Source organism: Brachybacterium tyrofermentans (assembly GCF_039526165.1).
Lineage (GTDB): Bacteria > Actinomycetota > Actinomycetes > Actinomycetales > Dermabacteraceae > Brachybacterium > Brachybacterium tyrofermentans.
This window is the reverse complement of record NZ_BAAAIR010000034.1, coordinates 1-14,291: the sequence shown is the minus strand read 5'-3', so window position 1 is coordinate 14,291 and position 14,291 is coordinate 1. Positions and strand designations below refer to the sequence as shown.

14 protein-coding genes are annotated in these 14,291 nt (G+C 70.6%); 3 read left to right on the top strand and 11 right to left on the bottom strand.

Annotation, left to right across the window (positions count from 1 at the left end; genetic code table 11):
* The gene (locus ABD093_RS07730) at positions 1-1,329 is read left to right on the top strand and encodes a TRAP transporter large permease (protein WP_343923501.1); all 1,329 of its coding nucleotides are present in this window, start codon (positions 1-3) and stop codon (positions 1,327-1,329) included.
* 97 nt (positions 1,330-1,426) lie between these two features.
* On the opposite strand, the gene ABD093_RS07725 is transcribed toward ABD093_RS07730, so the two are convergent.
* Genes ABD093_RS07725 through ABD093_RS07710 form a run of 4 tightly spaced genes read right to left on the bottom strand, consistent with a single transcriptional unit; the run spans position 1,427 to position 5,440 of the window.
* Positions 1,427-2,257, bottom strand: a complete 831-nt coding sequence (locus ABD093_RS07725; RefSeq protein ID WP_343923499.1) for an energy-coupling factor transporter transmembrane component T family protein — start codon at positions 2,255-2,257, stop codon at positions 1,427-1,429.
* Positions 2,254-4,023 (bottom strand): ABC transporter ATP-binding protein, encoded by a 1,770-nt coding sequence (locus ABD093_RS07720; RefSeq protein WP_193118016.1) that lies wholly within the window; start codon positions 4,021-4,023, stop codon positions 2,254-2,256. Before ABD093_RS07720 ends, ABD093_RS07725 begins: the two co-directional genes overlap by 4 nt.
* Entirely contained in the window at positions 4,020-4,574 is a 555-nt protein-coding gene (locus ABD093_RS07715) for an ECF-type riboflavin transporter substrate-binding protein (RefSeq protein ID WP_193118015.1), read from the bottom strand. The genes ABD093_RS07720 and ABD093_RS07715 overlap by 4 nt, the downstream gene beginning before the upstream one ends.
* Before the next feature lie 26 nt (positions 4,575-4,600).
* On the bottom strand, positions 4,601-5,440 hold the full coding sequence (locus ABD093_RS07710; RefSeq protein ID WP_343923497.1) for an SAM hydrolase/SAM-dependent halogenase family protein: 840 nt from the start codon (positions 5,438-5,440) through the stop codon (positions 4,601-4,603).
* A gap of 120 nt (positions 5,441-5,560) precedes the next feature.
* On the opposite strand from ABD093_RS07710, the gene ABD093_RS07705 reads away from it, so the two are divergent.
* Positions 5,561-6,379: an endonuclease/exonuclease/phosphatase family protein gene (locus tag ABD093_RS07705; protein ID WP_343923495.1), complete on the top strand. Its 819-nt coding sequence runs from the start codon at positions 5,561-5,563 to the stop codon at positions 6,377-6,379.
* 16 nt (positions 6,380-6,395) lie between these two features.
* Here the strand turns inward: ABD093_RS07705 and ABD093_RS07700 are convergent, their stop codons facing one another.
* Both ABD093_RS07700 and ABD093_RS07695 read right to left on the bottom strand, forming a co-directional pair.
* On the bottom strand, positions 6,396-7,037 hold the full coding sequence (locus ABD093_RS07700) for a hypothetical protein (RefSeq protein WP_193118012.1): 642 nt from the start codon (positions 7,035-7,037) through the stop codon (positions 6,396-6,398).
* Positions 7,038-7,137: 100 nt separating this feature from the next.
* Positions 7,138-8,169: an LLM class flavin-dependent oxidoreductase gene (locus tag ABD093_RS07695; RefSeq protein ID WP_193118011.1), complete on the bottom strand. Its 1,032-nt coding sequence runs from the start codon at positions 8,167-8,169 to the stop codon at positions 7,138-7,140.
* A gap of 105 nt (positions 8,170-8,274) precedes the next feature.
* On the opposite strand from ABD093_RS07695, the gene ABD093_RS07690 reads away from it, so the two are divergent.
* Entirely contained in the window at positions 8,275-9,246 is a 972-nt protein-coding gene (locus ABD093_RS07690; RefSeq protein WP_343923494.1) for an MsnO8 family LLM class oxidoreductase, read from the top strand.
* A 127-nt stretch (positions 9,247-9,373) separates the two neighbouring features.
* On the opposite strand, the gene ABD093_RS07685 is transcribed toward ABD093_RS07690, so the two are convergent.
* The 5 genes from ABD093_RS07685 to ABD093_RS07665 form a co-directional block, all read right to left on the bottom strand.
* The gene (locus ABD093_RS07685; protein ID WP_193118009.1) at positions 9,374-10,198 is read right to left on the bottom strand and encodes a hypothetical protein; all 825 of its coding nucleotides are present in this window, start codon (positions 10,196-10,198) and stop codon (positions 9,374-9,376) included.
* A gap of 173 nt (positions 10,199-10,371) precedes the next feature.
* On the bottom strand, positions 10,372-11,772 hold the full coding sequence (locus ABD093_RS07680; protein WP_319021603.1) for an FAD-binding oxidoreductase: 1,401 nt from the start codon (positions 11,770-11,772) through the stop codon (positions 10,372-10,374).
* An 88-nt stretch (positions 11,773-11,860) separates the two neighbouring features.
* On the bottom strand, positions 11,861-12,448 hold the full coding sequence (locus ABD093_RS07675; protein ID WP_193118116.1) for a hypothetical protein: 588 nt from the start codon (positions 12,446-12,448) through the stop codon (positions 11,861-11,863).
* A gap of 197 nt (positions 12,449-12,645) precedes the next feature.
* Positions 12,646-13,641, bottom strand: a complete 996-nt coding sequence (locus ABD093_RS07670; protein ID WP_193119466.1) for a cation diffusion facilitator family transporter — start codon at positions 13,639-13,641, stop codon at positions 12,646-12,648.
* Entirely contained in the window at positions 13,638-14,099 is a 462-nt protein-coding gene (locus tag ABD093_RS07665; RefSeq protein WP_193119465.1) for an ArsR/SmtB family transcription factor, read from the bottom strand. The genes ABD093_RS07670 and ABD093_RS07665 overlap by 4 nt, the downstream gene beginning before the upstream one ends.
* Positions 14,100-14,291: the final 192 nt, after the last annotated feature.

Sequence of the window (14,291 nt, the reverse complement as noted above, 5' to 3'; positions counted from 1 at the left end):
ATGGATCCCGCGATGCTCGCCGGGATCATCCTGATCATCGGCATCCTCGTCCTCATCGCCATCGGCGCCCCCATCGCCATCGCGATCGGGCTGCCCTCCGTGGTGGCGCTCATCGCCGTCATCGGCTTCGAGCCCGCAGTGTTCGTCTCCGCCCAGCAGATGTTCACCGGCGCGAACTCGTTCTCCCTGCTCGCGATCCCGTTCTTCGTGCTGGCAGGGCAGCTCATGAACACCGGCGGCGTCGCCGCCAGACTGATCGACGCGGCGAAGGTGCTGGTGGGCCGGATGCCCGGCTCCCTCGCCCAGACCAACGTGGTCGCCAACGCCCTGTTCGGGTCCGTCTCCGGCGCAGCCGTGGCCTCGGCCGCGGCGGTCGGAGGCATCCTCGGCCCGCGCCAGCGCAAGGAGGGCTACGACCCGGCCTTCGCCGCCGCGGTGAACGTCGCCTCCGCCCCCTCGGGCATGCTGATCCCGCCGTCGAACACGCTGATCGTGTACTCGCTGGTGTCCTCCACCTCGGTCGCGACGCTGTTCGCCGCCGGGTATGGCCCGGGCCTGGTGTGGATGCTCGCCTGCGTCGTCATGGTCTGGCTGGCCGCCAAGCGCAACCCCGCGCTGGTCGGGTCCGACAACGGTGCCGCACGCGGCGAGCTCACCCTCGCGACCGCACTGCGCACTCTGCTCGCCGCCGTCCCCGCCGTCTTCATGATGGTCATCGTCATCGGCGGTCTGGTGGCCGGGTTCTTCACCGCGACCGAGTCCGCCGTGATCGCGGTGGTCTACTCCCTGGTGCTGGGCTTCATCTACCGTCAGCTGACCGTGAAGAAGCTGCCCGCGGTGATCCTCTCGGCTACGCGGACGACTGCCGTGGTGCTGCTGCTGATCGCGGTCTCCGGGGTGCTCGGCTGGGTGCTCGCCTACGCGACCATCCCGCAGTTCATCGCGACCGCACTGCTGGGGGTCTCGAGCTCCCCGATCATCGTGCTGCTGCTGATGATGCTGGCACTGCTCGTCGTGGGCATGTTCATGGACCCGACCCCGGCGATTCTGATCTTCACCCCGATCTTCCTCCCGGTCGCGCTCGAGCTGGGCGTGGACCCGATCCACTTCGGCCTCATGATCACCTTCAACCTGTGCTTGGGCACGATCACCCCGCCGGTCGGAGTGATCCTGTTCGTCGGGGCCCGGGTGGGTCGGATGAAGGTCGAACCGGTGATCAGGCGTCTGCTGCCGTTCTACGTGCCGCTCGTGATCGGCCTGCTGCTGATCGTCTTCGTCCCGCAGATCTCGATGTTCATCCCGAACCTGCTGGGCATGTCCAGCGAATGACACCGGCCGCCCGCTGAGCAGGAGGTCGACAGCATGACGGCGTCGACCACAGCGTGACGGAGAGGGCCACGGCGATCACGCCGTGGCCCTCTCCGCCTCAGGCGAACGGGTTCCAGTACCGCCCGCCGTTGACGACGAGCAGCGCGACCGGCACTGCCACGAGCACCACCGCGATGAGCATGACCAGCACGTCGCGGCCGCGCACGGGGGTGCTGACCAGCCAGGTGCGACGCCTCCCGCGCCCGAATCCGCGCAGCTCCATGGCGGCGGAGACCGACTCGATGCGGTCGAAGGTGCCCAGCAGCAGCGGCATCAGGACCGAGCTGAGGTTCCGCAGCCGGGTGCGCAGGCCGGCGCCGCGGGACGTGTCGAGTCCGCGCGCCTGCTGGGTCTGGGAGATGGTGCGGAACTCGCGCTGCACGTCGGGGATGTAGCGAAGGGCGAGGGAGATGGCGTAGGCGAACCGGTAGGGCACCCCGATCCGGGCGAGCGACGAGGCGAACTCGGGCGGCCGGGTGGTGGCCACGAACAGCAGCACGGCCGGCAGCACCGCGAAGTACTTGAGCGTGACGGCGAGCTGGTAGAACAGCTGCTCGGAGGTCACATCCCAGCGCCAGGGCCCGTCCAGCAGCAGGTGCCGCGTGCCGAACAGCTCCGTGCCGTAGCCCGGTGCGAACAGGAAGATCCCGATGTTGTTGAGCACCATGAAGATCGTGATCAGCCAGAGCACCACGGAGAGGTCCCGCAGCCGCACCCCGGAGACCGCCCACAGCACGAGGGAACCGGCCGCGACTGCGGCGAGATAGCGCACGTCGAAGCCGATCATCGCGCCGAGCACGACGCCGAGGGCGAGGGCGAGCTTCGAAACCCCGGACAGGGCATGGAGGGGCCCCTCGCGGTCGACGTATCCCAGCAGCGGACTGCTCATCCGGCATCCCCCTGGGCGGCCCGGACCTCACGGTCCTCGGCGACGAAGCGGTGCACGAGACGGTGGGGGTCCTCGATGCCGCAGCGACGGGCGAGGTCGTACAGCCCGGTGGTCACGAGGTCGGCGCGGGCGCTGAGCGCCGGATCGGTGAGCACCACGGCGGGGTCCTCGTCGGCCAGCAGGTGGCCCTGCGAGAGCACGAGCACCCTGTCGGCGTACTCGAGCGCGAGGTGCATGTCGTGGGTGATGAGCAGGACCGTGGTCCCGGCGGCGTGGAGCGTGCGCAGGAAGTCCATGAACTCGGTGTAGTGCGCGAAGTCCTGCCCGGCGGTGGGCTCGTCGAGGATCAGCACCTCGGGCTCGAGCGCGAGCACGCAGGCGATGGTCACGCGCTTCTTCTGGCCGTGGCTGAGCGCCGAGACCGGCCAGGAGCGGAACGGGGCGAGCCCGCAGGCCTCGAGCACCATGGTGGTGCGTCGGGCGATCTCGTCCTCCCCGATGCCTCGGGCCCGCAGTCCCAGCGCGATCTCCTCGGTGACCAGCGGCCGGGAGAGCATCTGGCCGGGCTCCTGCAGCACGAAGCCGATGTGCTCGCCGCGCTCGGCGAGGCTCCAGCCGCGGGCGTCGGCGGCGCCGATGCGCAGCTCCCCGCCGCTGAGGCTCTCGAAGCCGCAGATCACGCGGGCGAGGGTCGACTTGCCGGCGCCGTTGGACCCGAGCACTCCGAGCATCTCTCCACGGCGCACCTGCGCGGTGATGCCCTCGAGCACCACGGAGCTCCGGTCGGGGCCGACGGGGATCTCGCAGCGCACGTCCCGCAGGTCCAGCGCGATGCCGGCATCCCCGGATCGCTCGTCCCGGGAGCGCTGCGCGTCGGCGGAGCCGTCGTCGGGCGACCCCTCTTCCACCCAGGCGCGCACCGCCTCGACCTGCTGGGTGGTCAGGGCGATGTCGGTGCTGCGCGAGGGTCGCTGCGCGGCCGTGACCGGCGCCCCGGCGTAGCGCAGGGCGGTGACGTGCAGCGGGGGCCGGATGCCATGCTCCTCGAGCAGGCCGGAGGCGAGGACCTGGTCGGGCGCGGCATCGGCGATGATGCGCCCGTCGCTCATGAGCACAACCCGGTCGACGTCGCGATGCAGGACGTCCTCGAGGCGATGCTCGACCATCACGATGGTGCGGCCGTGATCGCGGTGCAGATCGTCCAGGAGCTCCACGGCGGCGCGCCCGGAGGCGGGGTCGAGGTTCGCCAGCGGCTCGTCCAGCAGCAGCACCTCGACGTCGTCGACGAGCACGCCGGCGATCGCCACGCGCTGCTTCTGACCGCCGGAGAGCGCCTGCGGGGCGTCCTCCAGGCGGTCGCCGATCCCGGCGAGCTCGGCGGCGCGCCTGATCCGCGAGGGCATCTCCGCGCGCGGGACCTGCTGGTTCTCGAGGCTGAAGGCGATGTCCTCGGCCACGGTGAGCCCCACGAACTGGCTGTTGCTGTCCTGCAGCACCGTCCCGATCACGGTGGCCGTCTCCACGAGCGGCACCTGGGCAGGATCGTTCCCGGCCACGCGCACGGTCCCGCTCGCGGTGCCGCGGAAGTGGTGCGGGATCAGCCCGTCGAGCGCATGGAGCAGCGTCGACTTCCCCGATCCCGAGGCACCGACGATCGCGATCTTCTCGCCGCGCCGCACCGTGAGGTCGATGTCGTGCAGGGTCGGCTCGGCCTGCGCGCGGTACTGGAAGGTGTACCCGCGCAGCTCGAGCAGCGGGGCCGTCACTGGTCGCGGCTCAGCGACCCGCTCCGGGTGCGGGTGCGGGCGTACACCGACAGGATGATCGTGGCCAGGATGCAGGCGGTCACCGAGTTGGCGACGAAGGCGAGCGCGCCCTGCGCCCAGACCTTGTTCGCCGGTTCGGAGTAGATCAGCACGTCGCCGAGGGGTGCGATGAGCAGCCAGGCCACCCCGTTGGCGAGCAGGATCGAGAGGTTCAGGCGGATCGCCAGGGACGTCCCGAACTCCCCGTCAGCGATCGCATTCTTGAGCAGCAGCGCTCCCACGACCAGGCCGAACACGCCGGAGGCGAGCTCCCAGCTGATCCAGATGCCGTACCCGGTGACGTCGATGAGGAGGTGACCGATGAAGCCGGCGAGGGCACCCACGAACGGGCCGTAGAGCACGGCGAACACGGCCAGGATCGCGTACTGGATGTTGATCGAGGTGTTGGGGATCGGGGTCGGGATCGCCGCGAAGCGGCCCAGCACGAAGAACAGTGCGGCGCCGATGCCGATGGCGACCACCTGGGTCACGGGGGAGTGGGAGCGGGTCATGGTGAGGTCCTTCGGGGTCGAGGCGTTCAGCGCACCAGCACGAGGGTGACGTGCCAGGAGGCGCCGGTGCCGAGGGAGAAGGCGCGGGCGTAGTGACCGCGGTTGATGGCGATCGCCATCCGGTCCAGGGAGTTCACGTAGAGCAGCGATTCGCCGACCTCGACGGCCGCGAAGCTGCGGGCGTAGGTGACCTGGGTGGCGTGCACGACCGTGTCGTGATGGTGGACCCGCACGGTGACCCGGTCTCCGGGGGCGACGTCGAGCTCGCGGAAGAGAGTGTGGGGGATGGAGGTCCACAGCGAGCCGTAGCGCACGTCGAGGGTGTCGATGATGCCGACCACGCCGCCCTCGCGCAGCTCGGGCTCGGTGACGGGCAGGCGCACCATCTGCTCGAGGTCGACGACGGGGCCGACCTCCTCGAAGGTGGTCGCCCCGGCGGCGAGGCGGGCCCCGGTGAAGGCATAGATGTCCCGGCCGTGGAAGGTGTAAGACTCCTCCGAACCGGGCCGACGGTTCCTGGTCTCGTCGATCTCCCGCAGCTCGGTGATGCCGAAGATGTTCTCGAGATGGGTCAGGGTGCCGTTGTCCGGGGTCACGACGTAATGGCCGGTCCCGGTGCGGGCCACGACGGACAGGCGGTCCGAACCCACCCCGGGGTCGACGACGGAGACGAACACCGTGCCCTCGGGCCAGTAGGTGAGCACCTGGGCGAGCCGGTAGGAGCCCTCCCAGATGTCGTACGGCGGGATGTTGTGGGTGACGTCGTGGATCCGCAGCGCGGGGTCGACGCCCACGGCGACGCCGTACATCGCGCTGACCGCGCCGTCGTCGAGGCCGAAGTCGGATTGCAGGACCAGTGCTCGCATGGGGCAAGTATGCGACGTCGACGTACCCGTCGGCCCACATCGCCGTCATACGGCGCCATCTGGCGGGCCGGGTTCGCGATAGACCTGTCGAAAGATGCGCGGATCACGGAGGATGGAGGGATGATCCTCCCCGATGCCCAGCCGCCGGCCCTGACGATGCTCACCCAGAACATCCGTTATCACGATGGCGGGACGCGACCGGGGGAGCCGGATCACTGGGGTGAGCGGGCGCCGGTTCTCTCGGACCTGCTGGCTGCGGCCGACGCCGACGTGGTGGGCGTCCAGGAGGTGCTCGCCTCTCAGATCCCGGTGCTCGACGAGGCGCTGGCACGGACCCACCAGCGCCTGGGCATCGGCCGCGAGGGCGGCGGGCGCGGCGAGCACAACCTGCTCTACCTGCGCCGGGACCGGCTCGAGCTGCTGGACTGGGACCAGTTCTGGCTCTCCGAGCAGCCTGCGCTGATCGGTTCCGTGGGCTGGGACGGTCACTGTCCGCGCATCGCCGTCTGGGCGCGGGTGCGTGACCGGGAGACGATGCAGGAGCTGGTGCTCGCCGTGACCCATCTCGACCATGCCGGTGAGCGCGCCCGGGAGCAGGGCGCCGAGCTGCTGGCTCGGCGCCTCCAGCAGGCGGCCGACGGCGCGCCCGCCGTGCTGATGGGGGACTTCAACGCCGCCGGCGGCAGCAGCGCGCCGTGGGATGTGCTGCAGACGGCGGGCTTCGCGGATGCGCACGACGTCGCGGCCACCTTCGAGGGCGAGGACATCGGCACGTTCCCCGATTACGGGGAGCCAGTGGTGGGGGAGATCAGGATCGACTGGATCCTCACCCTCGGGATGGACGTGGACTGGTCGACCACGCATCTGCATCTGCTCGAGGGCCGCGCCCCGAGCGACCACGCCGCGGTCGCCGCGATCGTGCGCCCCGCGGTCACCTGAGCAGGTCGAGAGCGGCTCACATGTCGCGGGCAGAGGTCACCAGCTGGGTCCCGCCCTCGCACACGACGACGATCTCGAGGAGGTCCCCGCCGTGGGAGATGTTCGCCCCCTGGGTGAGGGCCTCGACGCCCGCCAGCGGGATCCACCCGCCGGGGCAGGGCGTGAGCTCCGGCTCGAGCGTGGGGACGATGACGTCGAGCAGCTCGTCGTCGCTCACGGTGTCGGGCTCGTCCTGGCCGCCGCCGTCGGACGCCTCCAGCTGCCGGGCCTCCTCCACGAGCGAGTCGACCTGCTCAGCAGGGAGCTCGACGACGCCCTGCCACCAGTAGTCGTCCGGAGCCGGGAGCAGCTCACGCCCGTCGGGGTCTGTGAACTGCCCGTCCGTGATCGTCACGCGCTGCACGTCGTCCAGGCCCGGGAAGTGCGTGGAGACCAGGTCCGTGGACTGCGTGACCAGCTCCGGCCGGTAGTAGCGCGCCGAGTCCTCGTCGTAGGCCCACGACGAGGAGTCTCTGCCACCCCTGTCGCCCTTGTCATCGTCCTCACCACGGTCCCCGCCCAGCAGCCCGCAGCTCGCGAGCGGGAACAGGCAGAGGCCGGCGACCACGGCGCACGCTGCGGTGCGGCCTGCTGTGCGAGTGCGGTGAGGACTGGTCACGGCGATGCTCCCTGGACGAAGTGGGTTGGGCCGAGGCGGGGAGGTCGGAAGCCTGAGGGACAGAGGCGGGGAGGGCGGCGGCAGGTCAGCCGGCGGCAGGTCAGCCAGCGACGGGGGCCGAGGCGTCCAGCCCCCAGGCCTCGGCGAGGAGCTCGAGGCCCTTCAGCCGGTCGGCGGGGTCGAAGGAGTAGGCGGTGAGGATGAGCTCGTCGGCCTTCGTGGTCGCGACGATCTCCTCGAGCTGGCGCACCACGGTCGCCGGCGAGCCGACGGCGCGGATCGAGAGGGTCTGGTCGACCTGCTGCACCAGGTGGGGCGCGGCGACCTCGTCGATCGGACGCGGCGGCTGGATCTTCTGGCGCTGGCCCGTGACCACGCCGAGAAACATCTGCTGCAGCGTCGTGAACTGCCGCTGGGCCTCCTCGTCGGTCTCGGCGACGACCAGGTTCACGCCGACCATGGTGTGCGGCGCGTCGATCTGAGCGGCCTCCGCCCGGGGGTCGAAGTTCTCCCGGTAGGTCTCCAGCGCCTTGAGGTACTGGAACGGCGCGAAGTGGGACGCGACGGAGAAGGGCAGGCCGAGCTGGGCCGCCAGGCGCGCGCCGTTGGCGGTGGAGCCGAGGATCCACATGGGCACCTCGGTGCCGCGGGCGACGTCCGCCGAGATCGGCAGACCGCCGGAGGTCGCCTCCTCGCGGGACCAGTCCCGCATCTGCTCGACGGCGGCGATGAACGCCTGCGGCTCCGCGGAGGTGCGGGCCAGCAGCTGTGCGGTGAGCTGATCGGTTCCCGGCGCCCGGCCCAGCCCCAGATCGATGCGGTCCCCGTGGAACTGCACCAGGGTGCCGAACTGCTCGATGACCGCGAGCGGGGAGTGGTTGGGCAGCATGATGCCGCCGGAGCCCACGCGGATCCGCTGCGTCAGCGAGGCGGCACGGTCGATCAGCAGCGAGGTCGCGCTGGAGGCGAGGGAGTTGGTGTTGTGGTGCTCGGCGAACCAGTAGCGCTCATAGCCCAGGCGGTCGGCGGCCTGCGCACCGGCCATGGAGGCCTCGATGCCCTCCCGGGTGGACATGCCCTCCGAGATCGGGACGAGATCGAGCAGCGACAGCGGCACATGAGGAGCATTCATGACTCGAGCCTAGCCACGTCGCAGCGAGCGTGGCAGGGGAGGAGATGAGACCTTCTCGACGGCAGAATCGGGAAGAACTCGGCCGGGCCTCACGTTGATCACGGCATGAGGCTCTCCCTGCTCGACCGCTCCCGCATGCGCCATGGCCAGCCGGAATCGGCCGCGCTGGGTCATTCAGTCGAGCGGGCGATCGCGGCCGAGAGCGCCGGGTACGAGCGGTTCTGGGTGGCCGAGCACCACACCGTGCCCGGCATCGCGAGCGGCTCGCCGGCCGTGCTCCTCGCAGCGATCGGTGCCCGCACCTCCCGGATCCGGCTCGGCTCCGGGGGCGTGATGCTTCCCAACCATCGCCCGCTCGTGGTCGCCGAGCAGTTCCGCATGCTGGCCGCGCTGTATCCGGGGCGCATCGATCTCGGCGTGGGCAGGTCGCTGGGATTCACCGAGCCCGTCCGCTATGCCCTGGGCCGGCTCGAGGCGAGCCCGGACTCCTTCGCGCAGGAGATCGCCGGGGTGCGCGACCACCTCGAGGGCGCCGCGCCGCTCACCGCACGCCCCGACGCCGTGGGCGACGTGCCCCTGTTCGTGCTCGCGACCGGCAGCGGGATGGACACCGCCGCAGACCTCGGCCTGCCCGTGGTGATCGGCGGCCCGATCCTGGACTTCCCGGAGCTGCCGGCCCGGCTCGACTCCTACCGCGGCGCGTTCCGCTCCCATCGCGGCAGCGCCCCGGAGATCGTGGTCTCCCTCGACCCCCTGATCGCCGACACCGACGACGAGGCCCTGGAGCTCGCGCTGCCCGAGATCTGGGCGATGGCCCGGTCCCGGTCGACGGGTGTGTTCGACTCGCTCGAGCCCGTGGCGCGGATCCGCGCGACGACCTGGAGCTCCTCGGAATCACGGCGCGTGGAGAAGGGCCTCGCCACCACGGTCGCCGGCTCGGCGAGCACGGTGCGCCGACGCATCGAGCAGATCCTCGAGCGAACCGGCGCGCAGGAGGTCCTCGCGACCGGATCGACCTACGACCGGGACGCGCTGAGCGCCTCGGACCGCGACCTGGCACGGGTGCTGATCGGCTGAGCAGCTTCAGGGCCAGGGCCAGGGCCAGGGCCAGGGTCAGGGTCGGGGGCAGCGTGGGTGGTGGTGCCGGCGTCAGCGCCTGCGTCCGGCACACAGCGCCTGCGTCCGACAGGTCGCGCCTCCGCGCTCACCCCACCTGCAGCCCGAAGCTCAGCAGGATGTTGCCGAGCACGAGAGCGGCCAGGATCGCGAGTCCGACGACGGGCACCGCCCGCAGCCGCAGCGGCTCGACCGGGACCTCGGTGACGGCACGGGAGAAGATGTGCGCCATCGGCGCGAACACCAGGATCGCGGTCCCGGCGGCGAGGATCGCGATCTGGTTGCCGGCGGGGACGTCGGCCGGACTGATCGCGAGGTACACGATGCTCAGCAGCACCGAGATGATCATCCCGTACAGCCATGGGAAGAGCGTCATCGCGTTGCGCCGGTACGGGTCCGGGCCGGCATGGCGGGCCATGTGCGTGGCGAAGGCCCGGGCGTTGAGGAACATGCCGCCCACTCCGGCCAGCAGGGCGAGCAGCTGGAGAGGCAGCGGCAGGCCCAGCAGCTGCGCCGCCATCCCGGTGTCCCCGGCTCCCATCGGGGTCAGGCACAGATAGGAGATGCCCTCCTGCACCGAGGTGAAGGCGAACCACAGCCACACCAGGTGTCCGAAGCCCGCACGGCGCCGCAGCGGGGTCCAGATCTGCAGCAGCACGCCCGTGACGAGGCTGAACGCCGGGCCGGCCAGGAGCATCACCACCTGATCCGCCTCCGACGGGGACCCGAGATGGTTGACGCCGAAGGAGTACACGGTCGACGGATGCCCCAGGGCGAGCCCCGCCACCAGGTGCGCCTGCTCGTGCAGGAAGATCATGAGCGCGCTCGCGATCAGGGCCGCGACCAGGTTGTTGAGGAGGAGCGTGCGGGTGGAGGGCAGCGATGGCGTGGTAAGTGTGTCCTGGGTCACCATGGCCTGATCCTGCCATCGTCCACGCCGCTTCGCACCGGAATGCCGGGATTGAAGGGAGCGCCGGGGTGACCGGCGCGCACGGCTGGTTGCCTGACGCCCGCGAGCGGCGCGGGCCCCGCGGATCAGTGCCTCAGTGACTTAGCGGCACGTGCGATCTTGACGATGTCTCACTCTCACAGTGCTTTGCCGGGATTCAGCAGGTGCTGCGGGTCGAAGGCGTCCTTCAATCGGCGCTGCAGCGCCCGAGAGTCGGGGGAGAGCTCGAGATCCAGCCAGTGCTGCTTCGCGGAGCCGATGCCGTGCTCGCCGCTGATCGTGCCGCCGAGGTCCAGAGCCATCCTGACCAGGTCGTCGGCCGCGTCGAGGATCGCCGCCGGCAGCTCGGCGGCGGGGTCCTCGGGCACGCCCGGCATCGAGAAACCGGGGTGGAGGTTGCCGTCGCCCGCATGGGCGACCACCGAGGTGCGCACCCCATGGCGGCGGCCGATCACCTCGAGCTCGGCCAGGACTTCTGCCAGCCGGGACTTCGGCACCGCCACGTCCTCGCCCAGGCGGGCCCGGCCGCCTCCCGCGGCACGACTGGAGCGGCGCAGCTCCCAGAGCTTCTCCGCCTCCGTCTCGTCCTCGATCACGCGCACGGCCGCCCCGGCACCGGTAAGAGTCCGGACGAGGTCAGCCGCCTGCTCCTCGATGCCGTAGCCGTCGAGCTCGATCAGCAGCATCGCGTTGTCGCCGTCGGCGATCCGTGCTCCGGTGTACGCGTCGATGTCGGCGAGGGTTCCGGCGTCCAGCAGCTCGGTCGCCGCCGGCCGCACGGGGCTGCGGGAGATCGCCCCGACCCCCGCAGCTGCCTGTGCGGCCGAGGGGAAGCGGGCCAGCACGGTGCGGCGGGCCACCGGGAGCGGATGGATCCGCACGGTGGCCGCCACCACCACGGCGAGGGTTCCCTCGGAGCCGATCAGCAGCTGGGTGAGGTCGAGGCCGGTGACTCCTTTGATCGACCGATGCCCGGTGCGCAGCAAGTTGCCGTCGGCGAGCACGACCTCGAGAGCGAGCACGGATTCACGGGTCACCCCGTACTTCGCGCAGTGCAGCCCTCCGGCATTCGTGGCGATGTTGCCGCCGATCGTGGAGATCGCGACGCTCGCCGGATCCGGGGCGTAGAAGACGCCGTGCGGGGCGAGGGCCGTGGAGAGATCCGCCGTGATCACGCCCGCCTCGACGACGGCGATCTCGTCCAGAAGGTCGATCTCGCGGATCGTCGTCAGCCGTTCCAGCCCCAGCACGATCACGCCGTCGCGGGCAGCGGCCCCGCCGGAGAGCCCGGAGCCCGCGCCCCGGGGCACCACCGGTGTGCCTGTGCTGCTCGCGAGGCGCATCGTGGTCTGGACCCCGTCGACATCCCGGGGGAGGACCAGCACGAACCGTGCGCCGGCCTCGGGACGCACCGCGCGGTCCGCACCGTAGCCCGCGTCGGGAACCCAGGGCACCGCGTCCTCGCCGAGCTGCTCACGCAGCTGGGCGGCGAGCTCGTCGAGCGAGGTCGTGGGGCCGGAGGGTTCGGTGCTGGTCACGGTGCTCCTTGTGCGAGGTGCGCGGTCCGCGGAGGGCAGGTCAGCACTCGGGACAGTGCCCAGGCCTGTGCTCGGATCAGTGCGCAGGTCAGTACCCGGGAGGGCGATACCCGCCCGGCGCCTGCTGCCCGCCGGACGCATACTGGGCGCCGGCGGCGAACTGCATGCCGATCTGGGCGTGCACGAGCTCGTTGTGCTTCGAGGCGGCGACGCAACCCCAGATTATGCTCCCGATCCACACCGGGATGCCGACCAGCGGCGCAAGGATTACGAGGACGGAGCCCAGGCCGAGGGTGATCAGCGAGATGACGAAGACGACGATGCCGGTGAGCACAGCCAGGGCCAGGCCGATCCCGAGCATGATCAGGGCGCCGGCGACGGTCGAGTAGAACATCCCGAACGGACCGAAGAAGAAGGTGAGCACGAAGGCCACGCCCACGCTCTTCTGCGTCGGCACATATATCGGCGGCACACCCATGCCGGGCTGGCCGGGCGGCGGACCGTATGGCTGCAGGGGAGCGTAGGTCAGGTGCTGCGATCCGGCGAGCGGGTCGTAGCTGCGAGCGCCGGCGGCGGCGCGTCCAGGGTCGACGTACCCCGACGGGACCAGCTCGCCGGACAGCGTGGGCGGAGTGCGGCCCTGCGGCGCCTGCGCGTCGTACGGGTTCTGGCTCATGCGTCCTCCTGGTCGGGCGGCTCGTGGGCACATCGTAGGCCCGAGGGCGGACGATCCACACACGTCATCCACGTCGGGCGCCGACCGTCGGCCCAGAGCCCAGAGCCCAGAGCCCAGAGCCCAGAGCCCAGAGCCCAGAGCCCAGAGCCCAGAGCCCAGAGCCCAGAGCCCGGAGCCCGGAGCTCGGGCTGGACGCCTCAGCTCTGCGGCGGACGGGTCGGGTCGTGGTCGTCCCCATGGATCGGCACGTGGGCCTCCGGGATGTCCTCGTAGCTGGCCGGATCGGAGATCGGCTCGAGGTGGGTGAGCACGGTGAGCCCGGGCAGGGCGCCCTTGAGCTCGTCCTCGAGGTCCTCGATGTAGTCGTGGCCGTGCTTGACGGTCCACTCGTCGGGGACGAGCACGTGCACGGTCATGAAGCGCTCGCGGCCCGCCTCGCGGGTCTGGAGGCCATGGAAGGTGGTGCTCACGCCGTCGGTGCGGCGGCGCAGGATCTCCGTGATGATCTCGTGGTCCTCGTCCGGAAGGGCCTTGTCCAGCAGTCCGGACACCGACTCGGTGAGCAGGCTGATGCCGGCGATGATGATGTTCACGCCGACGGCGAAGGCGACGATCGCGTCGAGCCTCTCCCACCCGGTCAGCGCCACCAGTCCCACGCCCACCAGGATGCCGGCGCTGGTGACGACGTCGGTCATCAGATGCTTGCCGTCGGCGCGGAGGGTGATCGAGTGGTGCGCCTTGCCGGCGCGCAGCAGCACCAGGGCGACCGCGCCGTTGAGCACGGAGGCGATCACCACGATGACCAGGCCGATGCCGAGGTTCTCGAGCGGGCGCGGGTTCACGAACCGCTCGACGGCGGTGACCATGATGACGGCGGCGGCCACGAAGATCATCAGGCCCTCGATGGCGGCCGAGAAGTACTCGGCCTTCGCCCGGCCGTAGAGGAAGCGCTCGGTGGCGGGACGCGCGGCGACGGTCAGGGCGATCAGGGCGACGACCGCGGCGACCAGGTTCACGGTGGACTCGGCGGCGTCGGAGAGCAGGCCCACGGAGCCCGTCATCGCCCAGGCACCGGTCTTCAGCACGATCGTGAGGATCGCGGTGACGATGGAGAGCCAGGCGAACTTCCGCAGGTCCACCTTCGTGCCTGAGGCGGGCCGTGGAGCGGCTGTGTCGGGATGCGGGGCGGTCATGCGCGGGAGTCCTTGTCGGAGGGGACGGGCAGGGAGGATTCTGGCGGCGGCGCTGCGGGTCGTGGTGCCGGTGGTGCTGCAGGTCGCGCGGTGGCCGGCATCGGGGGATCCGGGGCGAGGGTGCCGTCCGGGGCGATGTGCTCGAAGATCTGCTCGACGAGCGAGAGCACGTGCGGGTCCTCCACGGTGTAGAAGCTGTGGCGGCCTTCGCGATGTGCGGAGACGATGCCGGCCAGCCGCAGCTTGCTGAGGTGCTGGCTGATCGTGGGGAGGCTGAGTCCGACCTTGGCGGCCAGCGAGCCGACGTCGAACCGGCCCGTGATCATGAGGCTGACCAGGTGCAGACGGGCGGGAGAGGCGAGCATGGCGAAGGTGTCGGCCGCGGCGGCGAGCTGCAGCTCGGTGGGGTCCTGCCGGTCCAGCACAGGTTTGGACTCGAGCTCGGTGCGTGCATCCATCGGGTCTCCTGGGCGTCGTTCGGCGGGCGTCTCGATCCTCATATGGATTCGTCAGTTGCGCAAGTAGCGAAGTGTTGTTGGTGATGCGTTCGATGAGCTCGTCCGGAGGGAGGGTGTTTCATTAGCTGTGTAAGGGTCCGGTCTCGAACCGAGGTGTGACCTGCTGTCCCGCCTCTGAGAAGGACCGATGAC

Coding starts and splice junctions, on each gene's coding strand:
- ABD093_RS07705 (WP_343923495.1), top strand. CDS start 5,561: ATGATCCTCCCCGATGCCCAGCCGCCGGCCCTGACGATGCTCACCCAG.
- ABD093_RS07695 (WP_193118011.1), bottom strand. CDS start 8,169: ATGAATGCTCCTCATGTGCCGCTGTCGCTGCTCGATCTCGTCCCGATC.
- ABD093_RS07675 (WP_193118116.1), bottom strand. CDS start 12,448: ATGAGCCAGAACCCGTACGACGCGCAGGCGCCGCAGGGCCGCACTCCG.
- ABD093_RS07685 (WP_193118009.1), bottom strand. CDS start 10,198: ATGGTGACCCAGGACACACTTACCACGCCATCGCTGCCCTCCACCCGC.
- ABD093_RS07690 (WP_343923494.1), top strand. CDS start 8,275: ATGAGGCTCTCCCTGCTCGACCGCTCCCGCATGCGCCATGGCCAGCCG.
- ABD093_RS07665 (WP_193119465.1), bottom strand. CDS start 14,099: ATGGATGCACGCACCGAGCTCGAGTCCAAACCTGTGCTGGACCGGCAG.
- ABD093_RS07725 (WP_343923499.1), bottom strand. CDS start 2,257: ATGAGCAGTCCGCTGCTGGGATACGTCGACCGCGAGGGGCCCCTCCAT.
- ABD093_RS07710 (WP_343923497.1), bottom strand. CDS start 5,440: ATGCGAGCACTGGTCCTGCAATCCGACTTCGGCCTCGACGACGGCGCG.
- ABD093_RS07670 (WP_193119466.1), bottom strand. CDS start 13,641: ATGACCGCCCCGCATCCCGACACAGCCGCTCCACGGCCCGCCTCAGGC.
- ABD093_RS07730 (WP_343923501.1), top strand. CDS start 1: ATGGATCCCGCGATGCTCGCCGGGATCATCCTGATCATCGGCATCCTC.
- ABD093_RS07715 (WP_193118015.1), bottom strand. CDS start 4,574: ATGACCCGCTCCCACTCCCCCGTGACCCAGGTGGTCGCCATCGGCATC.